Annotated in this window: 14 protein-coding genes; 4 read left to right on the forward strand and 10 right to left on the reverse strand. The window is 72.9% G+C overall.

From position 1 onward, the window contains the following. Positions 1-95: 95 nt before the first annotated feature. Positions 96-1,010, forward strand: a complete 915-nt coding sequence (locus tag ACN9MS_RS13160) for a hypothetical protein (protein WP_426308995.1) — start codon at positions 96-98, stop codon at positions 1,008-1,010. A 63-nt stretch (positions 1,011-1,073) separates the two neighbouring features. On the opposite strand, the gene leuS is transcribed toward ACN9MS_RS13160, so the two are convergent. Next, entirely contained in the window at positions 1,074-4,073 is a 3,000-nt protein-coding gene (gene leuS, locus ACN9MS_RS13165) for a leucine--tRNA ligase (protein ID WP_426308996.1), read from the reverse strand. Between the two features lie 68 nt (positions 4,074-4,141). On the opposite strand from leuS, the gene ACN9MS_RS13170 reads away from it, so the two are divergent. Next, positions 4,142-4,585, forward strand: a complete 444-nt coding sequence (locus ACN9MS_RS13170) for a YbjQ family protein (RefSeq protein ID WP_047233741.1) — start codon at positions 4,142-4,144, stop codon at positions 4,583-4,585. 49 nt (positions 4,586-4,634) lie between these two features. On the opposite strand, the gene ACN9MS_RS13175 is transcribed toward ACN9MS_RS13170, so the two are convergent. The 6 genes from ACN9MS_RS13175 to ACN9MS_RS13200 form a co-directional block, all read right to left on the reverse strand. Then, positions 4,635-5,291, reverse strand: coding sequence for a vitamin K epoxide reductase family protein (locus ACN9MS_RS13175; RefSeq protein ID WP_378232901.1), 657 nt, complete (start codon positions 5,289-5,291; stop codon positions 4,635-4,637). Positions 5,292-5,425: 134 nt separating this feature from the next. Then, positions 5,426-6,721: an MFS transporter gene (locus ACN9MS_RS13180; protein WP_426308997.1), complete on the reverse strand. Its 1,296-nt coding sequence runs from the start codon at positions 6,719-6,721 to the stop codon at positions 5,426-5,428. Between the two features lie 126 nt (positions 6,722-6,847). Then, positions 6,848-7,582, reverse strand: coding sequence for a metal-dependent transcriptional regulator (locus ACN9MS_RS13185; protein ID WP_426308998.1), 735 nt, complete (start codon positions 7,580-7,582; stop codon positions 6,848-6,850). A gap of 35 nt (positions 7,583-7,617) precedes the next feature. Then, positions 7,618-8,322 carry a YceI family protein gene (locus tag ACN9MS_RS13190; RefSeq protein ID WP_426308999.1) on the reverse strand — a complete coding sequence of 235 codons (705 nt, stop codon included), beginning with the start codon at positions 8,320-8,322 and terminating at the stop codon, positions 7,618-7,620. Between the two features lie 54 nt (positions 8,323-8,376). Continuing rightward, on the reverse strand, positions 8,377-10,236 hold the full coding sequence (locus ACN9MS_RS13195; protein WP_426309000.1) for a metallophosphoesterase family protein: 1,860 nt from the start codon (positions 10,234-10,236) through the stop codon (positions 8,377-8,379). 97 nt (positions 10,237-10,333) lie between these two features. After that, on the reverse strand, positions 10,334-11,902 hold the full coding sequence (locus tag ACN9MS_RS13200) for an MFS transporter (protein WP_426309001.1): 1,569 nt from the start codon (positions 11,900-11,902) through the stop codon (positions 10,334-10,336). Positions 11,903-12,122: 220 nt separating this feature from the next. Between ACN9MS_RS13200 and ACN9MS_RS13205 the strand changes: the two genes are divergently transcribed. Next, the gene (locus tag ACN9MS_RS13205; RefSeq protein WP_426309002.1) at positions 12,123-12,749 is read left to right on the forward strand and encodes a TetR/AcrR family transcriptional regulator; all 627 of its coding nucleotides are present in this window, start codon (positions 12,123-12,125) and stop codon (positions 12,747-12,749) included. A gap of 80 nt (positions 12,750-12,829) precedes the next feature. On the opposite strand, the gene ACN9MS_RS13210 is transcribed toward ACN9MS_RS13205, so the two are convergent. From ACN9MS_RS13210 to ACN9MS_RS13220, 3 genes are all read right to left on the reverse strand, one after another. Continuing rightward, the gene (locus tag ACN9MS_RS13210; RefSeq protein WP_426309003.1) at positions 12,830-14,563 is read right to left on the reverse strand and encodes a hypothetical protein; all 1,734 of its coding nucleotides are present in this window, start codon (positions 14,561-14,563) and stop codon (positions 12,830-12,832) included. Positions 14,564-14,698: 135 nt separating this feature from the next. Continuing rightward, positions 14,699-15,151: a VOC family protein gene (locus ACN9MS_RS13215; protein WP_378232892.1), complete on the reverse strand. Its 453-nt coding sequence runs from the start codon at positions 15,149-15,151 to the stop codon at positions 14,699-14,701. Between the two features lie 125 nt (positions 15,152-15,276). Further along, positions 15,277-16,290 (reverse strand): Ku protein, encoded by a 1,014-nt coding sequence (locus ACN9MS_RS13220; RefSeq protein ID WP_426309004.1) that lies wholly within the window; start codon positions 16,288-16,290, stop codon positions 15,277-15,279. A 124-nt stretch (positions 16,291-16,414) separates the two neighbouring features. Here ACN9MS_RS13220 and ACN9MS_RS13225 point away from each other — a divergent pair, with 124 nt between their 5' ends. Further along, positions 16,415-16,717 carry a DUF1905 domain-containing protein gene (locus ACN9MS_RS13225; protein ID WP_277514962.1) on the forward strand — a complete coding sequence of 101 codons (303 nt, stop codon included), beginning with the start codon at positions 16,415-16,417 and terminating at the stop codon, positions 16,715-16,717. Positions 16,718-16,719: the final 2 nt, after the last annotated feature.

Consider the following 16,719-nt stretch of genomic DNA (forward strand, 5'->3'; position numbering starts at 1 on the left):
TGAGCGCGACTATTTGATGCACTCACGGTGTGGTTGTCCACAGCCGCGGGGGCCGGGGTTTCGCTGGGTCGCAGCGGGCGGCATCCTCGGTCGGCATGGTGACCAGGCAGAGCCCGACCGGCCCCTTCCGTACGCGCACGGCGCAGACCTTCGGGATGACGCCCGCGTCGCTGCGCAGCCCCTCGCTCGAGGCACCGTTCGCCGGGGTGCGGGTCCCGCGCGGGAGCCTCGTGTCCGTCCTCGACGTGTGCAGGGCTGCGGCCAGGGTCCTGCCCGACGGCGCGGCGTTCAGCCACGTCACGGCGCTCCGGCTGCTCGGGATCGAGGTGCCCTGGCGGCTCTCCGACGACCACCGGATCCACGTCGTGGCGCCGCGCCGCGACCAGAGGCTGCAGCGGACGAACGTCGTCGCGCACTTCTGCGGCCAGCGTGCACTGGAGACGACCACCGCTCACGGGCTCCCGGTGACCTCCCCAGGCCAGGCCTGGCTGCACCTCTCCCACACGCTCCCGCCGGACGACGTCGTCGTGCTCGCAGACTCCATGACCCGGCGAAAGGACCCTGCCACGACCGTGCGAGAACTACGCCGGCTCATGGACGTGACGTACAAGATGCGCGGCATCGTGCGGTGCAGGGAGGCGATCGACCTCGTCCGGCCGGGGACCGACTCGAGCATGGAGACCCGGACGCGGCTTCTCCTCGTCCAGGCGGGACTGCCATGCCCGCAGGTGAACGTCCCGGCGCACGACGGCGCCGGTCGGTTCCTCGCCCTGCCCGACCTCTCCTACCCCGAGCTGCGCATCGCGATCGAGTACGACGGCGACGTCCACCGGACCGACCCCGCGACGTGGCGGCGTGACGTGGAGCGGCGGCAGAGCCTCGAGGACGCCGGCTGGATCATCGTCACGGCGACGGCCGACGACGTTCTCCGTCACCCGGAGCGCCTGGTGCGCCGCGTGCGCGCGGCGAGGGGACGCCGTCTGGCACCGGGCCGACGCGTGAGTGCATGAAATAGTCGCGCCCGAAAGCCTCGGACGCGACTATTTCATGCACTCAGCGGGTCGGGGTGGGCGTCAGACGACGATGTTGACCAGCTTCGGGGCGCGGACGATGACCTTGCGGACCTCGGCGCCGTCGATCGCGCGCACGACGTTCGGCTCCGACAGCGCGGCGGCCGTCAGGTCCTCCTCGGAGATCGACGGCGGCACCTCCAGGCGGGCGCGGACCTTGCCCTTGACCTGGACGACGCACGTCACGGTGTCCTCGACGAGGTAGCGCTCGTCGGCCGTCGGGAAGGGCTCGTGCGCGAGCGAGCGCTCGTGGCCCAGGCGCTGCCACAGCTCCTCCGCGATGTGCGGGGCGACCGGGGCGGTCATGAGCACGAGCGGCTCGACGGCCTCGCGCGGCACGCGGTCGAGCGACGTCAGGTGGTTGTTGAGCGTGATGAGCTTCGCGATCGCCGTGTTGGGGCGCATGTGCTCCATCTCGACCTGCACGTCGGCGATGGCGCGATGCACGGCACGCAGGGTCGCGGCGTCGGCGGGCTCGTCGACGACCGTCAGCTCGCCCGTCTCCTCGGAGACGACGTTGCGCCACAGCCGCTGGAGGAACCGCTGCGACCCGACGACGGCGCGCGTCTCCCACGGGCGCGACAGGTCCAGCGGGCCCATCGACATCTCGTAGACGCGGAACGTGTCGGCGCCGTACTCGGCGTACATCTCGTCGGGCGTCACGACGTTCTTGAGCGACTTGCCCATCTTGCCGTACTCGCGCTGCACGACCTCGCCGTTCCAGCGGTACACGACCTCGCCCGAGCCGTCGGAGGCGGGCTCCTCCGAGACCTCGGCGGCCGGCACGTACTGGCCGCGCGCGTCGGTGAACGCGTACGCCTGGACGTAGCCCTGGTTGAAGAGCTTGTGGAACGGCTCGACGCTCGTCACGTGGCCCAGGTCGTAGAGGACCTTGTGCCAGAAGCGCGCGTACAGCAGGTGCAGGACGGCGTGCTCGACGCCGCCGACGTACAGGTCCACTCCCCCGGCGCGGCCCGCGCTCGGGTTGTGCTCCGGGCCCATCCAGTAGCGCTCGAGCCCCTCGTCGACCACGACGTCTTCCGCGCCGCCGTCCCACCGCGGGTCGAGGTAGCGCAGGTAGTACCAGCACGACCCCGCCCAGTTGGGCATGGTGTTGGTGTCTCGGCGGTACTGCTTCGGGCCGTCACCGAGGTCGAGCGTGACGTTGACCCACTCGTCGTTGCGGCCGAGCGGCGCCTCGGGCGACGAGTTGGCGTCGTCGGCGTCGAACGTGCGCGGCGCGTAGTCGGGCACGTCGGGCAGGTCGACGGGCAGCAGGGCGTCGGGGATCGCGACGGGCTGGTCGTTCTCGTCCCACACGATCGGGAACGGCTCGCCCCAGTACCGCTGGCGGCTGAACAGCCAGTCGCGCAGGCGGTAGGTCGTGGTGCCCTCGCCGAGGCCCTTGCCGACGAGCCACTCGGTGATGCGCCGCTTGGCCTCCGCCACGTCGAGGCCGTCGAGCGACACCTCGTCGTTCGACGAGCCGACGGCGACCCCGTCGCCCGTGTACGGGCCCGTGAAGTCCTCCGGCAGCCCGCCCGCGGGCTCGACCGTGCGCACGACCGGCAGCCCGAACGCCTCGGCGAACGCGAAGTCGCGCTCGTCGCCACCCGGGACGGCCATGATCGCGCCGGTGCCGTAGCCCATGAGGACGTAGTCGGCGGTGAACACGGGGATCGTCTGGCCGTTCACGGGGTTCACCGCGAGGTGCCCGGTGAACACGCCCGTCTTCTTGCCGGCGTCGGCCTGGCGCTCGACCGCCGTCTTCGCGGCGGCCTCGCGGCGGTAGGCGGCGACCGCCTCGACCGGCGAGCGGTGCCCACCCGTCCACGCGCTCGAGGTGCCGTCGGGCCAGTGCGCCGGGACCTCGTCGAGCAGCGGGTGCTCGGGCGAGACGACCATGAACGTCGCGCCGAACAGCGTGTCGGGTCGCGTCGTGAAGACCTCGATCTCGCCGCCGGACTCCGCTGCGGCGTCGTTCGCGCCGTCGGGCGTGCCGAGCACGGCGAACCGCACGAGCGCGCCCTCGCTGCGACCGATCCAGTTGCGCTGCATCGCCGTGACCTTCTCGGGCCAGTCGATGAGGTCGAGGTCGTCGGCGAGGCGGTCGGCGTACGCGGTGATGCGCATCTTCCACTGGCGCAGGCTGCGCTGGAACACCGGGAAGTTGCCGCGCTCGGAGCGGCCGTCGGCCGTGACCTCCTCGTTCGCGAGGACCGTGCCCAGGCCGGGCGCCCAGTTCACCGGCGACTCGTCCACGTACGCGAGGCGCTGGGAGTCGACGACGGCGCGGCGCTGCTCCGGCGTGAGCGTCGCCCAGTCCGCGCCTTCGTCGACACCGTCGACGTCGCCCGGCACCGGCCGCGCACCGGAGGCGAGCTCGGCCTCGAGCTCGGCGATGCGGCGCGCACGGCCGCGGCCGCCGTCGGGGCGCAGCGCGTCGGCGTCGTACCAGGAGTCGAAGATCTGGAGGAAGATCCACTGCGTCCAGCGCACGTAGTCGGGGTCGATCGTCGCGAACGTGCGACGGGAGTCGTGCGCCAGGCCGAGGCGGCGCAGCTGGCGCCGCATGTTCGTGATGTTCGCCTCGGTCGTCACGCGCGGGTGCTGGCCCGTCTGCACGGCGTACTGCTCGGCCGGCAGGCCGAACGCGTCGTACCCGAGCGCGTGCAGCACGTTCTCGCCACGCATGCGCCGGAAGCGCCCGACGACGTCCGTCGCGATGTACCCGAGGGGGTGCCCCACGTGCAGGCCCGCGCCCGACGGGTACGGGAACATGTCCATGATGAAGTACGGGCTCGCGCCCTCGGGGCCGTTGCCGTCGCCGTCCGTGAGCTCCCCCGTGGGGTTCGCGGCGAAGAAGGTGCCGCGCTGCTCCCAGAGCTCCTGCCACTTGAGCTCGATCTGCTCCGCGAGCGCCGGCGTGTAGCGGTGGGCGGGGCCGCCCGCGGCGGGGGCGTCCGGGGCGTGCGGGATCGAGGTCGTGTCAGGCGTGGTCACCCGGCCGAGTTTACCGGCCGGCGGGAGGCCCGACGGCGGCCCGTCCACCCCGTGCGAGGATGTGCGCCGTGATCATCGTGACGACCAACGAGGTGCCCGGCTACCGCATCGACGCGGTGCTCGGCGAGGTGATGGGCATGACCGTGCGCAGCGCGAACATCGGGGCGAACTTCGTCGCGTCGTTCCGCTCGATCGGCGGCGGCGAGGTGACCGAGTACACGAAGCTCGTCTACGAGTCCCGCCAGGAGGTCATGCACCGCATGGTGCAGGAGGCGCAGCGCCGCGGCGGGAACGCCGTCGTGGGCATGCGCTTCGACACGGGCGAGATCGCGGCCTCGTTCTCCGAGGTCTGCGCGTACGGGACCGCGGTCGTGGTCACGCCGATCCCGGCGGGCCAGCCCGGCGCGACGGCGCAGTCCGCCCACCAGGCGCAGGGCGCCCCCGCACCCCAGCAGCCGGGCGGGCACGGCTACCCGCAGGACGCCGCGCCCGACCAGCCGGCCTGGCGCTGACGCACGACGCGGTGCGCGCCGCCGGACCCTCGCGGGGCCGCGGCGCGCGTCAGAACAGCGTCATGATGATCGGGCCCTTGACCAGCAGGATCCACGCGACGAGCGCGACGTAGCCGATCGCCAGGAACAGGTGCCGGTTGCCCACGAGGGTGCGACGCACGCCGTCGCCCGCCGGCAGGTACCCCTCCTGGACCGCGTGGACCACCTGGTACCAGAACAGCGGGAGCATGGCGAACCACACGACCATGCAGTAGGGGCACATCGCCGAGATCTCGTACATCGTCGTCCAGATGAGGAAGACGATCAGGCCCATCCCGAGCGTCGTCCCGCCGAGGAGCGAGAGCCAGTACCAGCGCGGGAGCCGCGCCCCCGCGAGCAGCACGACGCCCGTCGTGATGACGACCGGGAACGCCGCGATGCCGAGCAGCGGGTTCGGGAACCCGAGGAGCGAGCCCTGCCAGGAGTCCATCGCGTCACCGCAGTCGAGCAGCGCGTTGAAGCTGCACGACGGCACGTGGTTCGGGTCCGCGAGCTTGAGGAACTTCTCGATCGCCAGCGCCGCCGAGCCGAAGAGGCCGATCACGCCCAGCACGACGAGCAGCCAGCCCATCGTGCGCGTGCTGATCGGGCGGGGACCCGACGACGGCAGCGGCTCGTCGTCGTGGTCGGCGGACACGCTCGCACCGGCGGTGGCGCTCTTGCTCACGGGGACGCTCCTCGTGGGTCACCGGCTCCCGCCGGACGTGACGGCGCGCACGGCGGTGCACGCACGGCACAACCTACCGCGCGTCGCTGGATCCCGGCTGGGAGTCCGCCGAGGTAGAGCCCCGGTCCGCGGCCCTACCTCGGCGGGCTGACCGGCTCCATGGCAGGCGAGCGGGCGTCGTCGGGCAGGGTGGCGACGACGACGCCGGCGGGGCGGCGGGCGACGAGGAGGATGATCGCGAGGCCTGCGACGGTGAGGACGACGCCGGTCCAGGCCGGGGCGAGGTAGCCCCAGCCGGCGGCGATGACGAGACCGCCGAGGAACGCGCCGTTCGCGTTGCCGACGTTGAGCGCGGAGTGGCACAGCGCGGCGCCGAGCGAGGGCGCGGCGGGCGACAGGTCCATGAGGCGCGTCTGGAGCGAGAGCCCGAGGACCTGGGAGGTGACGCCGAGCAGGAAGAGCGAGAGGACCGCGGGGACGGGGTGGTGGCCCGTGAGGGCGAACAGCGCGAGCGTCACGCCGGTGGAGACGAACCCGAGGTAGACGGTGCGCATGACGGAGCGGTCGGCGAGCCGGCCGCCGAGGACTGTACCGACGGTCATGCCGACACCGAAGATCGCGAGGACGAGCGGCACGGCGGCGGACGACAGGCCCGTGACGCGCGTGATGGTCGGCTCGACGTAGGAGTACACGGCGAACATGCCGCCGAACCCGACCGCGGCGCCGACGAACCCGAGCCACAGGGGCCCGTTGCGCAGCGCGCCGAGCTCGCGGCGCACGCTCGAGTCCTCGTTCCCCGCGCCGGCCGGGACGAGCCGCCACAGGGCGGCGAGCGTGACGAGGCCGAGCGCGCCGACCACGACGAACGCGGCGCGCCAGCCGAGCTGCTGCCCGGCGAAGGTCGAGAGCGGGACGCCGACGACGTTCGCGATGGTCAGCCCGGCCATCATGGTCGCGACGGCGCGTCCGCGGCGCCCGGGGCCCGCGACGGCGGCGCCGACCGCGGCCCCGACGCCGAAGAACGCGCCGTGCGGCAGGCCCGCGAGGAACCGCCCGGCGACGAGCGTCTCGATGCTCCCGGCGGTCGCGGAGAACAGGTTCCCGAGCGTGTAGAACGCCATGAGGGCGAGGAGCAGCGTCTTGCGCGGCAGGCGTGCGGCCACGACCGTGAGCAGCGGCGCCCCGACGACGACGCCGACGGCGTAGGCCGTGATGGCGTGACCCGCGGTGGGGATCGAGACGTCCAGGTCGGTCGCGATGTCGGACAGCAGGCCCATCGTCGCGAACTCGGTCGTGCCGATCGTGAAGCCGCCCATGGCGAGCGCGAGGAGCGCGGGGCCGGCTCCGCGCAGGCGCCCGGCGCTCGCGGAGGGCGTCCCCGTGGGGGGTGCGTCCGCGGCGGGAGCGGGCGTGGCGGTGCTGTCGGTCATGGTGTCCTCGGGCGTCGGGCGTCGTGGGCAGGGCAGCGGTAGAGACCTCGGACCGAAACAGCGGTCGAATCGATTCGAGGGGTGTCGACGACGTCGGCGACGAGAGAACAGGGGCAGGCGGCCAGTCTAGGCGGAGACGGGCTCCGCGCGCACGACCCACACGTGGTCCGCGGCGCGCAGGCCGAGCTGCGCGGGCGGCGTCGGGCGCGCGGCATCGGGGCCGGAGCCCGGCCCGGCAGCGGCGGGCGGCGACCAGACGACGGAGAGGATGCCGGCGTACTCGCGGCGCTCGCGCACCTCGACGCCCGTGTCCAGGCCGACGCCGATCTCCGCGAGGTAGCGCAGGACGTCCGGGTCGGCGTCGGAGATCCGCGCCACGGTCCCCCGGTCTCCCACCACGAGGTCCGCGAGCGGCACCGCGGGCGGACGCACGACGCTCCCGTCCGCGCCGGGGATCGGGTCGCCGTGCGGGTCGCGCGTCGGGTGCCCGAGGCGTGCGTCGATCCGCTCCATGAGCAGGTCGGAGACGGCGTGCTCGAGCACCTCGGCCTCGTCGTGCACCTCGTCCCAGCCGTAGCCGAGCTCGGACACGAGGTAGGTCTCGAGGAGCCGGTGGCGTCGCACCATGGCGAGCGCGAGGCTGCGCCCGCGTTCGGTGAGCGTGATCGCCCCGTAGGGCGCGTGCTCGAGGAGACCCTGGGCGCTGAGACGGCGCACGGTCTCCGAGACCGTGGAGGCGCCGACGCCGATGCGCTCGGCGAGGAGCTTGGTCGTCACCCTCTCGTCCGACCACTCCTGGGCGGCCCAGACGACCTTCAGGTAGTCCTGGGCGACGGGCGTCAGGTCGGTCGGGTGGTCCACCCGTCCACCCTAGGTCACGGGCTCGTGCGCGGTCCTCAGGGTGTCGCGGGTCGGACGAGCTGGAGCCGCACCTCGACCGTGCCCTCGTCGCGCACCTGGACCGGCGCGACGGGCGGCACCGCGATGCCGAAGTCGGAGAAGCGGACGCCGATCGCGCCGGTCGCGAGGACGCCGTCGCCGGACCGCTGCGCCTCGAGCGCAACCGTCACGGCCTCGGTCTCGTCGCGGATCGTCAGCGCACCCGACGCCTCGAGGCGCACCGGCGCCGTCGTGGACGAGAGCTCGCTCACGTCGAGCGGCGAGGTGAGCGAGAAGAGCGTGGTCGGGTAGAGGTCGGTCTCGAGCGCCTGCTGGAGCTGGCGGTCCGCGACGGAGGACCCGGTCCGGAGCGTCGTCGTCTCGACCGTCACGGTCGCGGCTTCCAGCGACCCCGACCGCACGCGGAACGTCCCGGTGACGTCCGGGGTGACGCCCAGGAGCACGGCCTCGTCTGCCGGGACGTCCAGGACGTCGGCGCGGAAGCCCGCCTCGGACCCGGGGCCGACGACCCACTCGCCGTCGACGTCGAACGGGCCGGGTACGGCGGGCGCGGCCGACGCCGTCGACTCCCCCGGCGACTGCAGGCCCAACGGCGGCGGCGTACGGCCCTCGCGCACCTCCGAGTACACGAAGGGTGCGAGAAGCACCACGACGAGCGCGAGGACCACCGACACGACGATCCAGCGCGTGGACCTGCTCATACGGCACATCCTGCCGTGTCCGGCGACGCGCGGCCAGGACCGACGCGCGCCGTCTCAGCCCTCGGTGGCGGGCACGTCGTCGGTGGGCTCGTCGGCGGGGACGTCCCCGCCCTCGATGCCCTCCTCGCCGCCTTCGTCACCGGCCGGCTCCTCGACGACCAGCACGCCCGACGGCGTGGGCCAGGCGATGCGCGGCCAGACCTTCGCCGACTCGTCGGTCCCGATCTGCACGAGCTGCCAGTCGACGATGCGGCGCCGCTCGGGATCGAAGCGCAGCACCGTCATCTCGGCCGTGCCCTTGAGCGGGCCGATGCGGAGCTGGTCCTTGACCGCCCCCGCGGTGCTGCCGCTCACGTAGCGGACGCCGCCGCCCATCCGCTCCGGGCCGGACCGGGTGTGCATGTGGCCGGAGATCTGGTTCGGCACGCAGCCGGAGTCGAGCGCCTCGTTCCCCATGCGCGGCGTGTGGATGAGGAGGAGGTCGATCCCGTCGCCGTCCTCCTGCTCGGCGCACGCGACCTCGGTGAGCCGGGTCGCATACTCCTCAGGGGTCTCCTCGCGCGGCGGCTGGCTGCCCAGGCCGAGACGCGTCTCGAGCGGGTCGCGGTCGCCGAGGATGCGGATCCCCTCGACCTCGACGACCTTCCCGTCCAGCACCGTCTGTCCGTTGGCGCGTTCCTGTGCCGAGGTCTCGACGCTGTCGTGGTTGCCGTCGGAGACGACCATGGTCGCGCCCTTCGGCACCGCGGACGCGAACGAGTCGACGCAGAACGACTCGACCGCCGTGCCGTTCATCGTCGTGTCCCCGGCGTTGAGCACGATCGACGCCCCGGAGCGCTCGGCCGCGGTCCGGATGAGCGGCGTCATGCCCGTGTTGCAGTGCAGGTCGCTCACGACCAGGAGCGTGACGAGGTCCTCCTCGGCCGCGGGCTCCGGAGCGGGCTCCTCCGTCGCCTCGGCGTCGGCCGACCCCTCCGCGCCGGAGACGTCCCCGCCCGCGTCCTCGTCACCGGTGCCCGACGGCGGGGCGTCGGTCGCACCGTCCTCGTCCCCCGTCGTGGTGGTCGCGTCGGGCGACGTCGCGTCGTCGGGCGAGGGCTCGTCGTCGGACGTCGTGGTGGCCGCGGCCAGCGGCGCGGTCAGGCGCTGGATGCGCTCACGGCGGTCCCACGCGGCGACGAGGTTGGCGTCCGCGCGTGCGTAGAAGTCCTCGTTCTCGCGGTAGAGGTCGATGAGCATGGCGCCGTAGGTGTCGACGACGCCCGCGAGGCGGCCGGTGATGCGGGCGCCCTCGAGCGGGGTCCCGTCGAACACGGCGGACGCGCGCTGCGAGGGCCCGGTCGTCGTGCCGGGGTCGCTCGCGACGAGCGACGCACCGACGAGGGACACGAGAACGACCCCCGCCGTGATCTCGTACGTCCGCGGCGCGACGCGCTCGGTGAGCTCGCGGCGGCGCGGCGGGCCGAGCAGGAGGTAGAGCCCGGCGCCGACGGCCCCGACGACGAGGATCGCGAACCCGGTCCGGCGCAGCGCGTCGACGACGAGTGCCCGCGCGACCGAGCCGATCGTCTCCTGCGGGCCGCCGAAGAAGCGCAGGTAGTCCTCGAGGTCCTGTGACAGTCCCTCGAGAGTGTCCGCCTGCCCGACCGCGGTGAGGTCCGCCGGGATCTCCTCCACCGTGACGTCGGCGCCGAGGCCGAGCGGCAGCGGGGAGTCGATCTGGATCGTCCCGAGCGGGCCGAGGTCGACGGTGACGAGGCCGTTCGTCGTGACCTCGTAGAGCGCCTCGTGGGGTCCGAGGCTGCGCTCGGCGGTCGCGGTCGTCACCCCCCACACGACGCACGGCACGAGCGCGAGCAGGACGGCGAGGGTCCAGCGGACCCAGCGGGGCGGGGTGCGGTGCGGACGGCTCATCACCGCCCAGCCTCCCGGATCGCGGCTCCTGCCGCCAACCGCGAGCGCCGCGTGCCCCGCCGCGAGGGTGCGGCGGGGCGCGCGGGACGGCGCGTCGTCAGGACTTCGCGTTCCGCAGCGTGACGAGCGCCACGCCCGCGGCGACGAGCATGAGCACGACGCCGATGAGCGACGTCGTGCCCACGCCGCTGCCGAACGCGGCGTGCGCGGAGTCGAGCAGCGACTGCGCCTGCCCGGCGGGCAGGGTCGAGGCCACCTGCGTCGCGCCGCCGAGCGTCTCGGCGGCCGCGACGGCGTCGGCCGCGGGCACGCCCGCGGGGACGACGACGTTCGCGTGGTACGACGCCGTGAGGATGCTTCCGAGGACGGCGGTGCCGAGCACGGCGCCCACCTCGTACGCGGTCTCGGAGATCGCGGACGCCGCGCCGGCCTTGGCGGCGGGGACGGACGACACGATGAGGTCGTTCGACACGGTCTCCGCCGCGCCGACGCCGAGCGACAGGACGACGAACGCCACGACCAGCAGCAGGAGGGTGCTCTCCCCCGCGCCCGCCGCGACGATCGCGTACCCCGTCGCGGAGAAGAGCAGCGCGACGGCGACGACGTGCGCCGGGCGCACGCGCCGCACGACGCGCACGACGCCGAGGCCGGCCACGATCATGACGAGCAGTCCGGGCAGGAGCGCGACGCCCGCCTGCATGGGGGTGAGCCCGAGCACGAGCTGCACGTCCTGGGACACGAAGAACAGGAACCCGACGAGCGAGAACACCGACAGCAGGTTGACGAGCACCGCGCCGCTGAAGGCCCCGTGGGTGAACAGGCGCACGTCGATCATCGGGTCGGGCCGGCGGAGCTGGCGGCGCACGAAGAGCGCCCCGGCGGCCAGCCCGACGACGACGCTCCCGACGGCGAGCGTGCTCACCCCGGACTTGGCGAGCATCTTGATGCCGTACACGACGGGGGTCATGGTCGCCATGACGAGCACGATCGACAGGACGTCGATGCGCCCCGGGGCGGGGTCGCGCGACTCGGGCACGAAGAACGGCGCGAGCGCGAGGAGCAGCACGAGCACCGGGACAGCGAGGAGGAACACCGAGCCCCACCAGAAGTGCTCGAGCAGGAACCCGCCGACGATCGGTCCGAGGGCCGACCCGGCGGCGAACCCGGCCGCCCAGATCGCGATGGCCAGACGGCGCTCCTCGCGGTCGACGAACACGTTGCGCAGGATCGAGAGCGTCGACGGCATGAGCATCGCGCCGAAGAAGCCGAGCGCCGCGCGGGACGCGACGAGCGCGCCGGCCGACGGCGCGTACGCGGCGACGACCGACACGGCCGCGAAACCGACGGCGCCGACGAGGAGCAGCCGGCGGCGTCCGACGCGGTCGGCGAACGAGCCCATCGGCACGAGCAGGCCGGCGAGCACGAGCGGGTAGATGTCGATGATCCACAGCAGCTGCGTCCCGCTGGGGCGCAGCGACTCGGAGATCTGCGGCAGCGCGAAGCTCAGCACGGTGTTGTCGATCGACACGAGCAACACCGGGAGCATGAGCACGGCGAGCGCGAACCAGCGGCTGGCGGCGCCGCGCGCGGGTCCGCGCGTCGCGGGCGCGTGCTGGGCGGGTGCGGTCCGGCCGGCCGTCGAGGTCGTCGTCACGGGGGTCGTCACGGCGAGAGGTCCTTCCACGTTCTGCGGGCGGTCGGGGCGGCGCGGTGGCGCCGAACTTCCAAACCGTCCAGACGGTACAGTAACGATCTCGAGCCTCGCCGTCATCCCGAGCACGGTGTGACGATGCGCACCGCCGCCTCTCCCCCTGCCGACCGGGGCCCCGGGCGCCACCCCCGGTCGGACGGCCAGCGCACCATGCCCTCCCACTACCCTCGGAACCATGCCGCCGCCCCCCGCCGCCCGCGCCAAGGTCCTGCGCGCGTTCGCGTCCCTGCTCGTCGAGCAGGGCGAGCGCGCCGCCACGCTCGAGGCCGTCGCCGAGCGTGCCGGAGTCTCCAAGGGTGGGCTGCTCTACCACTTCGGGTCCAAGGACGCGCTCGCCGACGGCCTCACCGCGCACCTGCGCGAGCTCACCGCCGCCGACGTCGAGAGGATGCGCGCTGCGCCCGCGGGTGCCGTCGACTACCTCATCCGCACCTCGACGCTCGTCGACACCGAGTTCGAGCTCGTCTACCTCGCCGTCTCGCGCCTGGCGCAGGGGTCGTACCCACGCGCGCGCGCGGCGCTCGACGGCGCGCACGACGCGTGGACCCGCGCCGTCCTCGACGAGGTCGGCGACCCCGTCGTCGCGAACGCGATCGTCCTGCTCAGCGACGGGCTCTACGCGCACGCCGCGCTGAGCAGCGACGTGCTCGGGCGCGTCACCGGCGGTGGCGAGGTGGACGACGGCGCCGACACCGCCGGCGAGGACCTCGCCTTCCGGGGGCCGCGCCCGGGTGACGACGTCGACGACCTCCTCCGGCTCATCGGCGAGCTTGTCGCGCTGCGCCGCGCGTCGACGCTCTGAGCAGTCCCCTCACGCGGGAGGGCCCGGTGGCACGTCCGTCGACGCGCCACCGGGCCCTCGTGCTCGGGCGTCGCCCGCGCCTACCCGCCGAGCCAGAACGGGACGGAACGCTCGCGCGTCACCGACTCGCCGTCGACGTCGGCCGTGAAGGAGACGTCCACCTCGCCCTCCACCGGCTCGGTCGTCCGCACCGCGAACGCCTGGTACGCGCTCGCTCCCGCCGCGACGCGCGGGAAGTGCTTGCGGCCGAACGGCGTCTCGACGCTCACGTCGGCGGTGCTGTCCCCTTCGTTGAGCACGCGCACCGCGAGGTACGGCTTGCCCGCGATCCAGCGCTGGCTCACGTCGACGGAGAAGTGCGGCCCGGGGTCGTCGGCGCAGGGGTCGGCCGTCGGTGCGTCCTCCCAGACGACCACGTGGTACTGCGAGTACGACATGCCGTCGACCCAGACCGAGGCCCCGAGCCTCAGATCGATGTCGTCGAGCTTCCACGTCGGGTCGTTCGTCGGCGAGACGGTCCCGTCGTCGTTCGTGATGAAGCCCGGCCAAGGCTCCCGAGTCGTCCACGGGTGCCCGAACCCGGCATCGCCGTAGACGACCTCGTACGGACCTCCTGGACCCTCCCACTCGATGTAGAAGGTCGAGTTGTCGTCGGTGGCGCCCGCCGGAGCTGCCACCGAGATGTCGACGTGCGGCACACCGTCCTGGCAGACCGGCTCGACCGTGACGTTCTCCAGGTCGCAGCGGGGCTTGACGACGGCATACCAGCCGAGACGGAGCTGGCCGGCACCGTGCGTCTGCCACTGGTCGAACCAGAAGGGAAGCTCGTAGCCCGGGGACGCCGTGGCGACGATGCCGGCGTCCGTGCGCGTGTACGTGATCGCTTCGGTGTCCTCGGGCAGCACGACGTCGTCCGGCGTGGCCGAGCAGTCCGTCACCACCTCGGGCGACACGGGCTCGACCGTGGTCGGCGGCACCCAGCAGGGCTCGGACGACCCGGTCTCGACGCGGTCGAGCGCGTCGTCGGTGGCGTCGATCTCGACGGTCCATGACGTCGCCGACGTCCCGTCGATCGCCCACTCGCCCCAGAAGTACCCGCTCTCGTCGATCACGCCCTCGCCGACGACGCCGTCCCCCGCGCGCACCGTGACCGCCGTGCCCGCCGGGTACCCCTCGACCGAGACCGTCAACGTCTCGCAGTAGGCGTTGACGTAGACGCGCAGGCTCGGGTCGAACGCGCAGGGCTCGGTGGTCCCCGACCACGTCCGGTCGAGCGTGTCGTCGGGAGCGTCGAGAACGACGGACCACTCGTGCGACGACCGCCAGTCGAGCGACCACAGGTTCCAGTAGGAGCCGTCGAACACCTCATCGGCGAGGACGGTCCCGTCGACCGTCGTCACGACGTGCGAGCCGACGGGGTACTCGGTGACGCTCGCCGAGATCTCCCCGCAGGTGGCGTCCGTCCACGCGGAGGTGTTCGGGTTGGTCTCGCAGGGGGTGGTGGTTCCCTTGTCGGAGAAGTCCCCGTCCGCGCCGTCCGGGGCGTCGACGTCGACGCTCCAGTCGTGCGGTGTCGAGAAGTCGACGTCACGCCAGAAGACGTACGACGTGTCGAACGTCGTGCTCTCGACCGTCTCGCCGTCGAGGGTCACGACGACGGAGGTCCCCTCCGGGTAGTCCTCGAGGCTGACGTAGAGAGAGTTGCAGGACGGCTGCACGTACTGGGTAGCGGCGGCTGCGGGGGTCGCGGTGGCGACGCCCAGCCCGCCGAGGGCCAGCACCGTCCCCACGGTGCCGGCAAGGAGCTTCTTCACTCGGTGTCGTGGTCCTTCACGAGAGGACGGCGCGGGCCGTCGGCGGAGATGACGAGCGCATTCAACCAGACCTGGGCACGGTCTGGACATCTCCGGCGTACCACCTGTGGATCTCCGGTCGGAAGGCCGGAGGGGTCAGCCGTCGAACGCCGCCCGCAGCGGAGCCAGGTCGAGCTTCGCCTGCGTCATCATCACGTCGACGACGCGCTGGACGCGGGCGGGGTCCGGGTCCTGGAGCATCGCGAGGAACTCGACGGGGACCACCTGCCACGACAGCCCGAACCGGTCCTTGAGCCAGCCGCACTGCGACTCCTGGCCGCCGTCGGTGAGCGCGGCCCAGTACTCGTCGACCTCGTCCTGCGACTCGCACTCGACGACGAACGACACCGCCTCGGTGAACGGGAACTGCGGCCCGCCGTTGATGGCCGCGAACCGGTGCCCGGCGAGCTCGAAGTCGGCCGAGACCGCCGTGCCGTCGGGCTGGCGGAACACGTCGCCGACCTTCGCGTCGGGGAAGACGCTCGAGTAGAAGGTGATGGCCTCCTCGAGGTTGCCGTCGAACCACAGGCTCGGCACGATCGCGCGCATCGTCGTCTCCGTTCGTCACAGGTCTCGCGGGCGGCCGGGCGACCGTCCTCACCGTTCCGACGGGCGCCGGGCGCCGAACTCATCGCCCACCTCCCGGTCGCGACCGGCAGCAGCGTCCGGGCTCCCTACGCGGACGCCTTCTTCCGCGTCGTCCTCGCCGTCGTCTTCGCCGTCGTCTTCTCCTTCGAGGACGAGGAGCGGCTCGAGGTCTTCTTGGCGGCGGGCTTCGAGCCCTCGTCCTTGGTCCCCGCGCTCTTGCCCGAGGAGCTCTTGCCCGACGACGAGGCGGCCTTGCGGCTCGAGCCGCCCTTCGCCGTCGACCCGCCGGACGACCCCGACCCGCTCGCGCGGCTGCTCTTCGACGACGCGACGGACTTGCGCAGGGCCTCCATGAGGTCGATGACCTCGGCGCCCTCGCTCTCCTCCGGCTGCTCGCCGAAGGTCTCGGCGGTGTCGAGCGCGTCGCCCTGCTCGAGCTTCGCCTCGATGAGCTGGCGGAGCTGCGCCTGGTAGTCGTCCTCGTACTCCTCGGGCGTGAAGTCGGCCTCGAAGCTCGCGACGAGCTGCGCCGACATGGCGAGCTCCTTGTCGGTCACCTTCGCCTCGTCGTCGAGCGACGGGAACGCGGCCTCGCGGACCTCGTCGGCCCAGAGCAGCGTCTGGAGCACGAGCACGTCGTCGCGCACGCGCATCGCGGCGAGCCGCGTGCGCTGGCGCAGCGCGAACTTCACGATCGCCGTCCGGTCGGTCTCCTCGAGCGTGCGCCGCATGAGCACGTACGCCTTGTTGGACTTCGAGTCGGGCTCCAGGTAGTAGCTGCGGTCGAGCAGCAGCGGGTCGATCTGCTCGCTCGGGACGAACTCGACGACCTCGATCTCGCGGCTGCGCTCGGCGGGGAGCGCGGCGAAGTCCTCGCTCGTGAGCACGACCGTGCGCTCGCCGTCGTCGTACGCCTTGTCGATGTGCTCGTAGGGGACGACCTCGCCGTCGATCTCGCACACGCGCCGGTAGCGGATGCGTCCGCCGTCCTTGTCGTGCACCTGGTGCAGCGGCACGTCGTGGTCCTCCGTCGCGGAGTAGACCTTGACGGGGACGTTGACGAGGCCGAACGTGATGGCGCCCTTCCAGATGGCCCTCATCCGTCCATGGTGGCGCGCCGCGCGCCCGCCCGCGAGGGGTGGCGGCGCTGGTTCGCGTGCGGGTGACGCCCGCGGGCGGCCCGACGACGCCGCGCGTGTGGGTGGCCCGCGGCACCATGGTCAGGTGGCGGGGACGAGGTTCGAGTTCGAGGCAGAGCTGTGGCGGTGGGAGGCGCGCACCGACAGCTGGGTGTTCGCCGCGCTGCCGGAGGACGTGAGCGACGAGATCGCGGAGCTGCCGCTCCCGCCCGCGGGGTTCGGCTCCGTCAAGGTCGAGGTGACGCTCGGGGCGCAGCGCTGGTCGACGTCGGTGTTCCCCGACGCGCAGCGCAAGACGTTCGTCGTCCCCATCAAGGCCGCGGTGCGGCACGCCGAGGGCGTCGACGTCGGCGACCGGGTGACGATCGGCGTCGAGACCCTGCTCTGACG

The organism is Cellulosimicrobium sp. E-16, assembly GCF_049913115.1.
Classification (GTDB): domain Bacteria; phylum Actinomycetota; class Actinomycetes; order Actinomycetales; family Cellulomonadaceae; genus Cellulosimicrobium.

Bases quoted from the DNA above. Each gene is read 5' to 3' on its own strand.
- ACN9MS_RS13160 (WP_426308995.1), top strand. From the start codon at position 96: ATGGTGACCAGGCAGAGCCCGACCGGCCCCTTCCGTACGCGCACGGCG.
- ACN9MS_RS13180 (WP_426308997.1), bottom strand. From the start codon at position 6,721: ATGACCGACAGCACCGCCACGCCCGCTCCCGCCGCGGACGCACCCCCC.
- ACN9MS_RS13190 (WP_426308999.1), bottom strand. From the start codon at position 8,322: ATGAGCAGGTCCACGCGCTGGATCGTCGTGTCGGTGGTCCTCGCGCTC.
- ACN9MS_RS13195 (WP_426309000.1), bottom strand. From the start codon at position 10,236: ATGAGCCGTCCGCACCGCACCCCGCCCCGCTGGGTCCGCTGGACCCTC.
- ACN9MS_RS13205 (WP_426309002.1), top strand. From the start codon at position 12,123: ATGCCGCCGCCCCCCGCCGCCCGCGCCAAGGTCCTGCGCGCGTTCGCG.
- ACN9MS_RS13215 (WP_378232892.1), bottom strand. From the start codon at position 15,151: ATGCGCGCGATCGTGCCGAGCCTGTGGTTCGACGGCAACCTCGAGGAG.
- ACN9MS_RS13220 (WP_426309004.1), bottom strand. From the start codon at position 16,290: ATGAGGGCCATCTGGAAGGGCGCCATCACGTTCGGCCTCGTCAACGTC.